Origin of the sequence: Salinicola sp. CPA57 (assembly GCF_003206035.1) — a bacterium.
GTDB classification, from domain to species: domain Bacteria; phylum Pseudomonadota; class Gammaproteobacteria; order Pseudomonadales; family Halomonadaceae; genus Salinicola; species Salinicola socius.
On the sequence record NZ_PZJR01000001.1, the window covers coordinates 418,858 to 431,010 of the forward strand.

Annotated in this window: 13 protein-coding genes; 4 read left to right on the top strand and 9 right to left on the bottom strand. The window is 63.3% G+C overall.

What is annotated here, in order from left to right:
- The first annotated feature begins 30 nt into the window (after positions 1-30).
- Entirely contained in the window at positions 31-813 is a 783-nt protein-coding gene (gene hisA / locus DOM36_RS01830) for a 1-(5-phosphoribosyl)-5-[(5-phosphoribosylamino)methylideneamino]imidazole-4-carboxamide isomerase (RefSeq protein ID WP_110640881.1), read from the top strand.
- Positions 810-1,583 carry an imidazole glycerol phosphate synthase subunit HisF gene (gene hisF, locus DOM36_RS01835; RefSeq protein ID WP_110640883.1) on the top strand — a complete coding sequence of 258 codons (774 nt, stop codon included), beginning with the start codon at positions 810-812 and terminating at the stop codon, positions 1,581-1,583. Before hisA ends, hisF begins: the two co-directional genes overlap by 4 nt.
- Before the next feature lie 180 nt (positions 1,584-1,763).
- On the opposite strand, the gene DOM36_RS01840 is transcribed toward hisF, so the two are convergent.
- The 3 genes from DOM36_RS01840 to DOM36_RS01850 all read right to left on the bottom strand — a co-directional run bounded on the left by DOM36_RS01840 (position 1,764) and on the right by DOM36_RS01850 (position 3,656).
- Positions 1,764-2,540: a DUF3298 and DUF4163 domain-containing protein gene (locus DOM36_RS01840; protein ID WP_157958528.1), complete on the bottom strand. Its 777-nt coding sequence runs from the start codon at positions 2,538-2,540 to the stop codon at positions 1,764-1,766.
- Positions 2,541-2,743: 203 nt separating this feature from the next.
- A complete protein-coding gene (locus DOM36_RS01845; RefSeq protein WP_110640887.1) occupies positions 2,744-3,343 on the bottom strand; it encodes a YjaG family protein in 600 nt (199 codons plus the stop codon).
- A gap of 10 nt (positions 3,344-3,353) precedes the next feature.
- Positions 3,354-3,656, bottom strand: a complete 303-nt coding sequence (locus DOM36_RS01850) for an MGMT family protein (protein WP_075569140.1) — start codon at positions 3,654-3,656, stop codon at positions 3,354-3,356.
- A 59-nt stretch (positions 3,657-3,715) separates the two neighbouring features.
- On the opposite strand from DOM36_RS01850, the gene DOM36_RS01855 reads away from it, so the two are divergent.
- Positions 3,716-4,387 (top strand): type 1 glutamine amidotransferase, encoded by a 672-nt coding sequence (locus DOM36_RS01855; protein ID WP_075569139.1) that lies wholly within the window; start codon positions 3,716-3,718, stop codon positions 4,385-4,387.
- A 19-nt stretch (positions 4,388-4,406) separates the two neighbouring features.
- Here DOM36_RS01855 and mnmH read toward each other — a convergent pair whose 3' ends face one another.
- The 5 genes from mnmH to DOM36_RS01880 form a co-directional block, all read right to left on the bottom strand.
- Complete coding sequence (gene mnmH / locus DOM36_RS01860; protein ID WP_075569295.1) at positions 4,407-5,522, bottom strand: tRNA 2-selenouridine(34) synthase MnmH; 1,116 nt, start codon at positions 5,520-5,522, stop codon at positions 4,407-4,409.
- A gap of 29 nt (positions 5,523-5,551) precedes the next feature.
- On the bottom strand, positions 5,552-6,592 hold the full coding sequence (gene selD, locus DOM36_RS01865) for a selenide, water dikinase SelD (RefSeq protein WP_110640889.1): 1,041 nt from the start codon (positions 6,590-6,592) through the stop codon (positions 5,552-5,554).
- 176 nt (positions 6,593-6,768) lie between these two features.
- The gene (radA, locus tag DOM36_RS01870) at positions 6,769-8,145 is read right to left on the bottom strand and encodes a DNA repair protein RadA (protein WP_075569137.1); all 1,377 of its coding nucleotides are present in this window, start codon (positions 8,143-8,145) and stop codon (positions 6,769-6,771) included.
- A 185-nt stretch (positions 8,146-8,330) separates the two neighbouring features.
- A complete protein-coding gene (locus tag DOM36_RS01875; protein WP_075569136.1) occupies positions 8,331-8,795 on the bottom strand; it encodes a copper resistance protein NlpE N-terminal domain-containing protein in 465 nt (154 codons plus the stop codon).
- Positions 8,796-8,923: 128 nt separating this feature from the next.
- Complete coding sequence (locus DOM36_RS01880) at positions 8,924-10,021, bottom strand: alkene reductase (protein ID WP_110640892.1); 1,098 nt, start codon at positions 10,019-10,021, stop codon at positions 8,924-8,926.
- A gap of 189 nt (positions 10,022-10,210) precedes the next feature.
- Between DOM36_RS01880 and hisC the strand changes: the two genes are divergently transcribed.
- The gene (hisC, locus tag DOM36_RS01885; protein ID WP_075569134.1) at positions 10,211-11,263 is read left to right on the top strand and encodes a histidinol-phosphate transaminase; all 1,053 of its coding nucleotides are present in this window, start codon (positions 10,211-10,213) and stop codon (positions 11,261-11,263) included.
- Positions 11,264-11,287: 24 nt separating this feature from the next.
- Here hisC and DOM36_RS01890 read toward each other — a convergent pair whose 3' ends face one another.
- Positions 11,288-12,028, bottom strand: a complete 741-nt coding sequence (locus DOM36_RS01890; RefSeq protein ID WP_110640894.1) for an SDR family NAD(P)-dependent oxidoreductase — start codon at positions 12,026-12,028, stop codon at positions 11,288-11,290.
- Positions 12,029-12,153 lie beyond the last annotated feature (125 nt).

A 12,153-nucleotide genomic window follows, 5' to 3' on the forward strand; every position in this document is an offset into this window, starting at 1 on the left:
GCACCTGACTGACTCAAAGGACTCGAAACCATGCTGGTAATTCCCGCCATCGATCTCAAGGACGGCCAGTGCGTGCGCCTCAAGCAGGGCCGCATGGACGACGCCACCTCTTACGGGGACGATCCGGTCGCGATGGCCGCACGCTGGGTCGAGGCCGGCGCGCGTCGGCTGCATCTGGTCGATCTCAACGGCGCCTTCGAGGGCCAACCCGTCAATGGCGAAGCCGTCACGGCCATCGCCCGCGCCTTCCCGGATCTGCCGATCCAGATCGGCGGCGGCATCCGTAGTGCGGAGACCATCGAGCATTACCTCGCCGCCGGTGTCAGCTACGTGATCATCGGCACCAAGGCAGTCAAGGAACCGGCTTTCGTCGGCGAGATGTGCCGCCGGTTCCCCGGTCACGTGATCGTCGGCCTGGACGCCCGCGACGGCTTCGTCGCTACCGACGGCTGGGCCGAGGTCTCGACGGTCAAGGCGGTGGATCTGGCCAAGCGCTTTGCCGACGATGGCGTCTCCTCGATCGTCTACACCGACATCGCCCGCGACGGCATGATGCAGGGCGTCAACGTCGAGGCCACCGCGCAGCTCGCCCGGGACGGGGGGCTGCCGGTGATCGCCTCGGGCGGCGTGACCGACCTGGAGGATATCCGCGCGCTGGCCAAGGTTGCCGACAGCGGCATCATCGGTGCCATCACCGGCAGAGCCATCTACGAAGGATCGCTCGATGTGGCCGAGGCGCAGGCGCTAAGTGATTCGATTCAGGGTGATTCGATTCGGGGCGACCGGATCGACGCTGCGGGAGTTCGCTCATGACATTGGCCAAACGCATCATTCCCTGCCTCGATGTCGATGCCGGCCGTGTGGTCAAGGGCGTCAATTTCGTGGGGATTCGTGACGCCGGCGACCCGGTCGAGATCGCCAAGCGCTACAACCAGCAGGGCGCCGACGAGATCACCTTTCTCGACATTACCGCCAGCCACGAAGATCGCGATACCACCGTCGAGATGGTCGAGCGCATCGCCGGCGAGGTGTTCATTCCGCTGACCGTGGGCGGCGGCATCCGTCGCTGCGAAGATATCCGTACCATGCTCAATGCCGGGGCGGACAAGGTCTCGATCAATACCGCGGCCGTCACCAATCCGGATTTCGTCCGCGAGGCAGCCGAGCGCTTCGGCAGCCAGTGCATCGTGGTGGCGATCGACGCCAAGAAGGTCAGCGCCGACGGCGAGCCGCCGCGCTGGGAAATCTTCACCCACGGCGGGCGACGCCCGACCGGGCTGGATGCGGTGGACTGGGCGCGCAAGATGGTCGAGTACGGCGCCGGCGAGCTGCTGCTGACCAGCATGGACCGCGACGGCACCAAGGTGGGTTTCGATCTCGGCGTGACCCGCGCGATAAGCGATGCGGTCGAGGTGCCGGTGATCGCTTCCGGCGGCGTCGGCAATCTCGATCACCTGGTGGCTGGGGTCAAGGAAGGCGGTGCCGATGCGGTCCTCGCCGCCAGCATCTTCCACTTCGGTGAGTACACGATTCCCGACGCCAAGCGTTACATGGCCGAACAGGGGATCGAGATGCGTCTCTGAGGCTATCTCGACCTGGAGCGTTTTCGGTTTTGAGGTCATCCCGGCGTTGAATGGATCCCGGCGTCGAGGTCATCAGACGGTGACGGTGAGCCACCGACGAGCGTCAAGACGAAGCGCCATGCCTGATTCAGGCATGGCGCTTTCATGGTTTCAGTGCATGTGCCGTTGCAGGGTCGGAGATCAAGGCAGGTAGCGCGGTTTGAGAATGCCATCGAGTTCGGGGTAAGGGATCATCAGCTGCGGCTGGCCCACTGCATACGGCGCCAGATCATAGACCTGATACTTGATCGCCAGACCCGCTTTCAGCGGTGCTACGTTATCCGATGTCGCGAACGGCCACTGCAGCTCGGACAATCCGAATGCCTGATCGGACTGGAGCCAGCGCCGGTGGGCGCGCTCGAGAGCTGCCTCATAGGCCGGACGCTGTCCCGGCAACAGCATGTCGTCAAGGTCAACGACCTGCTGCTTATCGCGCTCGATCACCATGTAGGAAGTCAACGGCAAGCCGTGCGCACCGCCGCTGTAGAGGTAGCCATCGAGCTCGATCACCAGCAGGCCATCGCGATCTGCCACGACGTCGGCCTTGAGATCGGCTTCGTAGCCGGGCAGTTCCGGCACATCCTGGCGAGCGCTCTGTGCGGCCGCGAACAGCTGGCTGGAAAAATCCTCGAAGGTCGTTGCCTGCCCCATGGGATTGCCATCGGGATTGTCGCTCAATCCGCTCGCCAGACCGAACAGGCGGCGCTCGAGCTCGGCCGAGAGCAGTGACGACTCGGGGAAGCGCAGGTACGCAGCGTTGACGCTGGCACAGCCATCGACTTCACAGCCGGGCTCGTGCACGTGCTTGACGACCGGTTCGGTGCGCAGCGCATCGCCGCCCCACCCGGTCAGACTCTGGCAACCCGCCAGCATGACGCTGACCAGCACCATTCCGCCTATCCACCAACCTTTCTGCATGATGTTCCTCCTTGAACGTGATTCCTGCGGACCGCTCCCTGTCTCAGTCGGCATGATCCCGATGCCGCAACGCCTTGACCTTCATCACCGTCCACCGTCCACCGTCCACCGTCCACCGTCCACCGGTTCAGTGTCAGCATCCGGCACCCCGCAAACGGTTATCAACACCCTCTAGCGTAGCCGGTTTATCCACAGCCGGCTGGTCAGGCGGATTCGTCGAGGCTCAGGCCAAGATTGCTGATGCCGTAATTACGCCCCAATACGCGCAGCGCCGAAAGATCGGCTAGCTTCGGATCGGCCTCGAGCGCTTCGAGTACCGCATCCTGGAAATCGCGCTCGTCCTGCATCAGTTCATGTTCACGGAACAGCGCATCGAGGCGCTCGGCCTCCTCGCTGCCCTCGGTCATCTCGATAAAGGCGCGTACACCGTTGCGGGAGACCCGACTCACCTCCAGCGCCGCATCCGGTGCCTCTCCGCGCAGGGTATCGAGCAACGTGGTCAGGGCCATGACGCTCTCCGTCGCCCGTCGTGCCCCGAAACTGTCGTCGGCCTCCGGGGGCTCGACCTCGGCCAGCTTCTCGGCCTGCTTGTCGAAATCGATCCTGGCGGAGGCGACCTTGAGCCGCTCCCACACCAGATCCAGCACGTTGTTCAACACGCCGGGGTTGCCGTGACCGCTCATCCCCGCATAGAGCGCATAGTTGGGCACCAGCCGCTCGCTCAGCGCGGCCATGAACGCGATCTGTTGACGCGCGTCGAGCTGACGCACTCTGGCGTTGAAGCTACCGCTGGGCTTGGTCATGAATTCCTCGTCATTCTGGCCACATCAAATGCATCGGTACGCGGCCGCTGGCGTCGAACACGACACCCTCGGCGCGCAATTGCTCGTGCTGGCGTTGGGCGCCACCATGGTCGGCAATTCGCCGACTGGCGCCAATGACCCGGTACCAGGGCAGATCGTGACCGGTGGGCAGTTGGCGCATCGCCGTGCCTACCAGACGCGCTGTCGCCCCTTCCGTCATTTGGGCGATCCGGCCATAGGTCGTGACGCGTCCCGGCGGGATCTGCGCCACGATGGTGTAGATCTGTTCGAGGATCTGGGCACGAATGGCCATTGCTAAATCCCCGTTACCCGCTTGTGGAGCGGCCTGGTCATCCCCATGATGGGCCTATCATGCATATCTATTTCCTCCAGCATAGCCCGTTGTTCGGCCCCGCCCGTCTGGCGGATTGGCTCACCGGCATGGGCCATAGCCATAACCACTGCCGACTGGACGAGGGCGAACTGCCGCCGCCGTTGGCCAACTGCGATGCGTTGGTGCTGCTCGACGCGCTCGAACCGCCCGAGGCGGCCCTGCTCAAGCGGGAACGCAAGCTGGTCGACCGCGCCATGAAGAGCAGCAAACCGGTGCTGGGCATCGGCTACGGCGCCGGCCTGATCGCCGAGTCGCTTGGCGCCATCGTCTCTCCCGCGGTGCAGCCGGAAATCGGCTGGCAACCGCTGACGCTGGCAGACGAAAGCCCCTTCGATCTACCGGAGACCTTCGAGGCGCTGCTCTGGCACCGCGATATCTTCGGCCTGCCGGATGGTTGCCTGCCGCTGGGCAGCACGCCAGCCGGACCGGTGCAGGGCTTTGCCTGGGACCTGGGGCGCGTCATCGCGCTGCAGTGGCATCTGGAGCTGACGGCTCAGGACACCACGGCCCTTTGCGACCACGACCTGCCAACGGCTGCCAATATTCCGACCATTCACACCCGAGACGAGATGCTTCGCGACCCCAAGCGCTTCGATCGGCAGGCCGCGCTGCTGGATCGGATCATGACGCAATGGCTCGAATACCGCTAGATTTCAGCCACGGCCCTGACTAGCCGGTCTGCTCTCGCTCCCATTGTCGCGCCACCGCCAGACAGCTGTCCCAGTCGCCGACATGCAGCGTCGGCCGGGGCTGATGGTCGATCTGATGACGATACATGGGGTCGTAGTACTCCCGCAGCAATGGCGCGAGCCAATCGTCGTGTGCCTGAACGTTGCCGTGACGCTGGGCCGAGAACGCCCGCTGCTGGGCCTCGATCAGCCGCGCCAGACGTTCACCGCCCAGACGTTTACCCAAACGCTTGAGGGCGCCGGAGAGCTGCTTGCGAAACAGCACTTCGCCCAGATGCGGACCGTAATCGCGATGATAGGTCGAACTCAGATCTTCAATGTAGTCCTTGCGTATCTGTTCCAGACGCCACTCCAGCGGCATCTCGACGCGAATGCACGGGGCCATCTTCATCGACTGCCAGAAAGTGGCCGGAACCGCCAGCCGGCCGATGCGCTGCGACTCGTCCTCGACCACCCGCGCATGCGGCAGGCGCACCAGATCCAGCGTCAACCCATGTTCGAAATCGATCTGCGACGGCCCGGCCAGCGGATGCTGGCCAAAGGCGGAGCCCTTGTGGCGCGCGTGGCCTTCCAGGTCCACACCCGAATCCAGCGAATTGATCAGCGCCGTCTTGGCGCAGCCGGTCAGCCCGGCCACCAGCAGCAAAGGTGCCTGACTATGGGATTCGAGCGTCTCGATCAGTCGGCTGCGCATCGCTTTCCAGCCGCCACGGATGCGGGGCAGCGGATAACCGCGTTCGGCGAGCCACTGCTGCGAAATCTTCGAGCGCATCCCGCCACGAAAACAGTAGATCACGCTATCCGGCGCCGCCTCGATGGCCCGCTCCCAGGCGCTCAGGCGCGCGTCGCGACTCTCCCCGGAAACCAGGCGATTACCCAGCTCGACCGCAGAAGCCTGCCCCGCGTGCTTGTAGCGAATACCGACCTCGCGACGCTCGTCGTCGTTCATCAGTGGCAGGTTGATCGCGCCCGGCAAGGCGCCGGCCGCGAACTCGATCGGCGCCCGCACGTCCAGCAGCGGCCGATCGAGCAGCGCGAGATCCGCATCGACGAATTCATTGGCCTGAAACTTTTCCTGGCGCTCGCCCTGACGCATTCCCTGGCGAGTGCTCTTGTCATTACCCTTCAACCGCGCACCTCGATCAGGCCAGGGCCGCCACGCGGGCTGACGCACTCTCCGAAGGCTTCGAGCTTGATCTGGTGGTCGCGTCCGATCCGTTCGACATCGTCCGCCCAGGCCGGATCCACGGCGAGCAACAGGCCACCGGAGGTCTGCGGGTCGCACAGCCACTGCCAGTGGGCAGCGTCCATATCCGGCAGCGCGGACCCGATCGCCTCACGATTGCGTCCGGTGCCGCCCGGCACCGCGCCTTGACGACGATACGCTTCGGCTTCGGCGAGCCGCGGCAACTTGGCGAAATCGATTCGCGCCTCGACCCCACTGGCCGCACACACCTCGCTTAGATGTCCGGCCAGCCCGAAGCCAGTGACGTCGGTCATGGCATGCAAGCCGGCAACTTTCGCCAGCTCCCTGCCGATATCGTTGGCGATCAGCATGGTTTCGCGAGCGAGTCCGTGATGCCCGGCCTGCAGCAGGCCCTGCTTTTCCGCCGTCGTCAGCAGACCGACGCCCAGCGGCTTGGTCAGATAGAGCAGATCGCCGGGCCTGGCACCGCTGTTGAGCTTGAGATTGTCGAGATCGACCAGGCCGTTGACCGAGAGCCCGAAGATCGGCTCCGGCGCATCGATGGAGTGGCCTCCCGCCAGAGCGACGCCCAGCTCGCGACAGACGGCCTGGGCACCGGACATGACATCGCCGGCGATTTCCGCCGACAGCTTGTCGAGTGGCCAGCCGAGAATCCCCAGCGCCATGATCGGCGTGCCGCCCATGGCGTAGACGTCGCTGATGGCGTTGGTGGCAGCGATGCGGCCGAAATCGAACGGATCGTCGACGATCGGCATGAAGAAATCGGTCGTGGAAATCAGTCCGCGGCCGTCGCCCAGATCGTAGACGGCGGCATCTTCCCGCCCCTGGTTGCCGACGATCAGATGTTTGCTGTTGGCTCCCGGGCCCGCCTTGGCGAGGATGCGGTCGAGCACGTCGGGGGCGATCTTGCAGCCGCAGCCGGCCCCATGGCTGTATTGCGTCAGGCGGATGGCACTCATGATCTGACTCCTCGTCCCTTTTTTCGAAATATCGTTACGGGGATACCGTTATAGGCGATGTCGTTGCAGGAGATATCGTTGCTGGCTGCAGTTTAACCGACGCGGCGACGCGTCTCAGCGCCACCGCATGTCGTCGTCCCGGCCGCCAATCGCCGGGCTCAGCCGGTGCGGCGCGTTTACAGCGCTTCCAGCGCCTCGGCCAGCTTGTCGACGGCCACCACCTGCATGCCGGGCGGCGCTTTCTTGGGCGCGTTGCCACGCGGCACGATGGCACGCGTGAAGCCATGCTTGGCAGCTTCGATGATGCGCTCCTGGCCACTCGGTACCGGACGGATTTCGCCGGAAAGCCCCACTTCGCCGAATACCACCAGCTCTCTCGGCAACGGTCGATTCTGGAGGCTGGAAACCACGGCGAGCAACACCGCCAGATCGGCGCTGGTCTCGAGTACCTTGACCCCGCCGACGACGTTGAGAAAGACGTCCTGATCGCCGGTGAACAGGCCGCCGTGCTTGTGCAGCACGGCCAGCAGCATCGCCAGACGATTGTGATCGAGCCCTACCGCGACCCGCCGCGGGTTGCCCAGTGCGGACTCGTCGAGCAGGGCCTGTACCTCGACCAGGATCGGGCGCGTGCCTTCCCACACCACCATCACCAGGCTGCCGGATGCCAGCTCCTCGCTGCGCGACAGGAAGATCGCGCTGGGGTTCTTGACCTCCTTGAGGCCAAGCTCGACCATCGCGAATACCCCGAGCTCGTTGATCGCACCGAAGCGATTCTTCTGACCGCGCAGGGTCCGGAAGCGAGAATCGCTGCCGCCTTCGAGCAGTAGCGAGGCGTCGATCATGTGTTCCAGAACCTTGGGCCCGGCCAGCGAACCGTCCTTGGTGACGTGACCGACCAGCATCAGCACGGTATTGCTCTGTTTGGCGAATCGCGTCAGCGCCGCCGCCGATTCCCGGACCTGGGCAACGCCGCCGGGCGCCGAACCGATATCTTCCAGATGCATGGTCTGGATGGAGTCGATGATCAGCACCTCCGGGCGCTCCCGCTCGGCCACGGCCAGCAGTATTTCGATGCTGGTCTCGGCGAGCATCTTGAGCCCACGGGTCGGCAACTGCAGACGATGAGCGCGCATGGCGACCTGCGACAGCGACTCCTCGCCGGTGACGTAAAGCACGCGCTTGCTCTGTGCCAGCCGACACGCCGTCTGCAGCAGCAAGGTCGACTTGCCGGCGCCGGGATGCCCGCCCAGCAATACCGCCGAGCCGGGTACCAGGCCGCCGCCGAGTACGCGATCGAACTCCTCGAACGTCGAACTGAAGCGCGGCACCTCGGTGAGGTCGACGCCGGAGAGATCGACGACTTCCCGTGACAGCGCACCGGTATAGCCGCCGCGAGCGCCACCGCCGCTGGTCGACGCGCCGGGGCGGGCACCGCCGAGCCGAACCTCGCTCAACGTGTTCCATTCACGACAGTTGCTGCACTGGCCCTGCCATTTACTGTAATCCGCACCGCATTCAGTGCAGACAAAGGCGCTCTTCGCTTTTGCCACGCGCGTGGATCTCCATCAGGCCGGGAGGGGGTTGCGAAACGCGTATGGTGCCATAGATGGCTTTGTCAGAACGACTCGACCCGGGCGGCATCTGTTCAACGACGTCCCTCAACGACATCCGTGAACAGCATCCATAAACGACGAGAGGCGGCCAGTGGCCGCCTCTCGAGTCACCAGCGCAACGCTTACTGGCGAGTCAGACGTAGCGTTTCCCCATTCTCGAAACGACGACGCTGAGGATCGATCAGCTCCAGCGTGCGGTCGTCGATCTTCTGGAAGTAGTAGATCTGACCTTCGCCATTCGGCGTCAGTTCGTAGACCGTCGCCTGCGGATCGACCGCGGTGCCGGTCATCGTTTCCCACTGACCTTCATACTGCTCGGGGTCCGGATTCTGCGGATGATTCTGATAATCGGCCTCGAGGGTGAAGGTACGATCGGCAGCGGGCGACGACTCGGTGCCCTTCAGATTGACGGTCAAATCGATACCGTCACAGCTACGGCAGGGCAACGTGCCTTCATAGGTAACGGCACTTGACGACATACCCGCAGATGAATCGGCGGTGCCGGTCTGCGTTTGGGTGCCACCGCTGGCACAACCGGCCAATACGGCTACCGTGGCGGCGCTGGCCAGCAACGTCCTGATCTGCATATTGGTTCTCCTTGCACTTCTGGGCCATACAGGCCGCCTGAGCGGCCACATCATGACAGGATAGCGGTAAGTCTCGCGCGTGACATCCCATTCGTCCGTCAGGGCTCAGGCCGCCACGCAGAAACGGCTCAATCCAGCGTCGGATAGTCAGTATAGCCTTTTGCACCACCGCCGTAGAAAGTCTCCGGATCCGGTTCGTTGAGGGCCGCGTCGCGGCGAAAGCGCTCGACCAGATCCGGATTGGCGATATACGCTCGCCCAAAGGCAGCGGCATCACCCAGACCGTGCTCGATCAGCGCCTCAGCGCGCTCGGCCGTGTAGTGCCCGCAGTAGATCAGCGTACCGGTGAAGCTCTCGCGCAGATTGCGACGGAAGTCATCGCTCAGCTGCGGGCCCTCGCCGGTCCAGTCGGGCTCATTGATGTGCAGGTAGGCGATCTGGCGACGGCTCAATTCACCGGCCAGATAGTCCATCATCGCTTCGGGCTCGTCATCCGATAACCCGAAGATTTCGATGAACGGCGACAACCGCACGCCGACGCGACCCGCGCCCATGACTTCGGTCACCGCATCGACGACTTCCAGCAGCAGACGGGCCCGGTTGACCACGCTGCCGCCATAGCGATCGGTGCGCTGGTTGCTGCCGGTGGCAAGGAACTGCTGCAGCAGATAGGCGTTGGCGGCGTGCACCTCGACCAGATCGAAACCCGCCCGCTTGGCGCGCTTGGCCGCCTGGCGGTAGTCGTCGATCACATTGGGAATTTCGTCGAGTTCCAGCGCCCGCGGCGTGCTGGTGGGGTGCTGGCCGGAACTGCCGTCTTCGAATTCGACGAAGCAGTTGGCCCCTTCCGCAAGCAATGCGCTGGGCGCGACGGGGGCCTGGCCCTCCGGCTGTACCATCTCGTGCGAGATACGCCCGACGTGCCACAGCTGGAGCGCGATTCTGCCGCCGGCGTCGTGCACGGCGTCGACGACCTGGCGCCAGCCCGTTTCCTGAGCGTCGGTCCAGATCCCCGGTGTGTAGACATAGCCACGAGCGGTCGGCGAGATATTGGTCGCTTCGCTGATGATCAGCCCCGAGTTGGCGCGCTGGGCGTAATATTCCGCCTGCAGAGCTCCCGGCACGCTGTCCGGCGTACGGGCTCGGGTCAATGGCGCCATCATGACTCGATTGGAGAGTTCGACGTCACCGACGGTGATGGGCGAAAGCAGCTTGTCGTAAACCATGAAATTCCTTGAATGACAGTGATGCAGATGATGAATCGGATATTTGCTAGATGCGGCCGTTAGAGCACTAATCAACCGTCCCGCCCTTATTCCGTGAGACGGCTTGCGTCGATTCAGGCCTGACGTCACTATAAACGCTGCCCGAAAGCGCCGATTCGGCCCCCGCAACACACGTGCCCGCGAGAGATCATGAGTCAATTCTGGAGTCCCGCCGTTCGCGCTCTGACACCCTACGTACCGGGCGAACAGCCGCGCGAAAAACTGATCAAGCTCAACACCAACGAGAACCCTTATCCGCCCTCCCCCGCGGTCGAGCAGGTGCTGCAGCGGTTTGCGGTGGATCATCTGCGTCTTTACCCGGACCCCGAGTCGTTGGCGCTACGTGAAGCACTGGCGAAGACGCACGGCGTGGAACCGGAACAGGTCTTTGTCGGCAATGGTTCCGATGAGGTGTTGGCGCTGGCTTTCCAGGCTTTCTTCTGTCAGCCGAAGCCACTGTTGATGCCGGCGATCAGCTACAGTTTCTATCCGGTCTATTGCAAGCTGTACGACATTGCCTACCGCACCGTGGCACTGGACGATCAATGGCAGATCGCTCTCGAGGCATTCGAGAGCGATAACGGTGGCGTGGTGTTCGCCAATCCCAATGCCCCGACCGGCCATGGTCATCCGCGCCAGGCGATTGCGCAGTTGCTCGCGCGTATCACCGAGAGCGTCGTTTTGGTCGACGAGGCCTACGTCGATTTCGGCGGCGAGAGTGCCGTCCCCCTGGTCGCCGATCATCCCAATCTTCTGGTCACCGGGACCCTGTCGAAATCTCGCAGCCTGGCCGGGCTGCGCGTGGGTTACGCGATCGGCTCCCGCGAACTCATCGAAGGCCTTGAGCGAGTGAAAAACTCGTTCAATTCCTACCCGATCGACATGCTGGCCAGTGAAGTCGCCATCGCTTCGTTGGAAGACGAGAGCCATTTCCGGGCCTGCTGCGACCAGGTGATCGCGACGCGGGAGTGGACACGCCAGCAGCTCGCATCGTTGGGCTTCGACGTCCTGCCATCGCAGACCAATTTCCTGTTCGTGCGCCATGCAGAGCATAGTGGCGCGACGATTTTCGGCGGCTTGCGCGAGCGTGGCATTCTGGTACGGCATTTCGACAAGGATGGACTTCGCGACTTCCTGCGTATTTCGATCGGCACCGATGACGAGATGAGTAGCCTGATCGAAGCGCTGCAAGCCATGCAGTAGAAGCGTGGCGGAACGCCTCCGGCACTAGAACGGTATCGGCTCACCTGCCCAGTCCCAGAAACTGCCGCTCTCTTCAGGGCGGCGGTCGTTCATTACATCCAGCAACCGTTCCGCCACGAAAGCCGGCGTGAATAGTTTGCCGTCCGGAACCCGGTCCTGAAAAGGTCGGGAAAGGCCGGTGTCGGTCGTTCCAGGATGCAGACTGAGTACGATTGCCTGCCGGTTGTAGCGGAAAAGCTCGATGGCTGCGGTACGCAGAAACATGTTGTGAGCTGCCTTGCTGGCCCGATAGCCGTACCATCCACCCAAGCGGTTGTCTTCTATCGATCCCACCCTGGCCGAGAGGCTGGCAATCATGACGGGGTGACGCCCCTTGATCGAGTCTGCCAGCGTCTGGATCAGCAAAATCGGCGTAATGGCGTTGACCTGAAAAAGTGTTGCGAGTGTTTCGGCATCGAGATCCTCGAGCCGTTTCTCCGGAGAGATCGCTCGGTGCTTGTCATGAAGCAAGCCAATGGCATTGAACAACAGGTGCACAGGCGCGCCGTCCAACGTCTCGCCTAGCGCATGCCGCCCCTCCTGAGTCGTAACATCGGCCGCCAGATGCTCGAAGCGCGGATCATCATGTTCGGCAATATGGCGAGAGACCGCGACGACGCGTCCCGGGCGTTCACTCTCGAGCAGACGATGCACCAGGGCCTGACCGATTCCGCCGCCGGCACCGGTAATCACAGCGGTAAATCCATCGGGTAACGTTTGCAGCATGCTGGCCTCTTCTACCTGGAGATGGTTATTGATAGATAGTTATCGATAGGGAGAAGGCTAGCTCATGCGGCGGCAGTGAGCCTTGAAGTGCGACTGCCCCAGCTTATGAGCATGAGGTTCTGGAC

Coding starts and splice junctions, on each gene's coding strand:
- DOM36_RS01845 (WP_110640887.1), bottom strand. CDS start 3,343: ATGACCAAGCCCAGCGGTAGCTTCAACGCCAGAGTGCGTCAGCTCGAC.
- hisA (WP_110640881.1), top strand. CDS start 31: ATGCTGGTAATTCCCGCCATCGATCTCAAGGACGGCCAGTGCGTGCGC.
- hisC (WP_075569134.1), top strand. CDS start 10,211: ATGAGTCAATTCTGGAGTCCCGCCGTTCGCGCTCTGACACCCTACGTA.
- DOM36_RS01880 (WP_110640892.1), bottom strand. CDS start 10,021: ATGGTTTACGACAAGCTGCTTTCGCCCATCACCGTCGGTGACGTCGAA.
- mnmH (WP_075569295.1), bottom strand. CDS start 5,522: ATGCGTCAGGGCGAGCGCCAGGAAAAGTTTCAGGCCAATGAATTCGTC.
- DOM36_RS01850 (WP_075569140.1), bottom strand. CDS start 3,656: ATGGCCATTCGTGCCCAGATCCTCGAACAGATCTACACCATCGTGGCG.
- DOM36_RS01875 (WP_075569136.1), bottom strand. CDS start 8,795: ATGCAGATCAGGACGTTGCTGGCCAGCGCCGCCACGGTAGCCGTATTG.
- DOM36_RS01840 (WP_157958528.1), bottom strand. CDS start 2,540: ATGCAGAAAGGTTGGTGGATAGGCGGAATGGTGCTGGTCAGCGTCATG.
- DOM36_RS01890 (WP_110640894.1), bottom strand. CDS start 12,028: ATGCTGCAAACGTTACCCGATGGATTTACCGCTGTGATTACCGGTGCC.
- hisF (WP_110640883.1), top strand. CDS start 810: ATGACATTGGCCAAACGCATCATTCCCTGCCTCGATGTCGATGCCGGC.
- DOM36_RS01855 (WP_075569139.1), top strand. CDS start 3,716: ATGCATATCTATTTCCTCCAGCATAGCCCGTTGTTCGGCCCCGCCCGT.
- selD (WP_110640889.1), bottom strand. CDS start 6,592: ATGAGTGCCATCCGCCTGACGCAATACAGCCATGGGGCCGGCTGCGGC.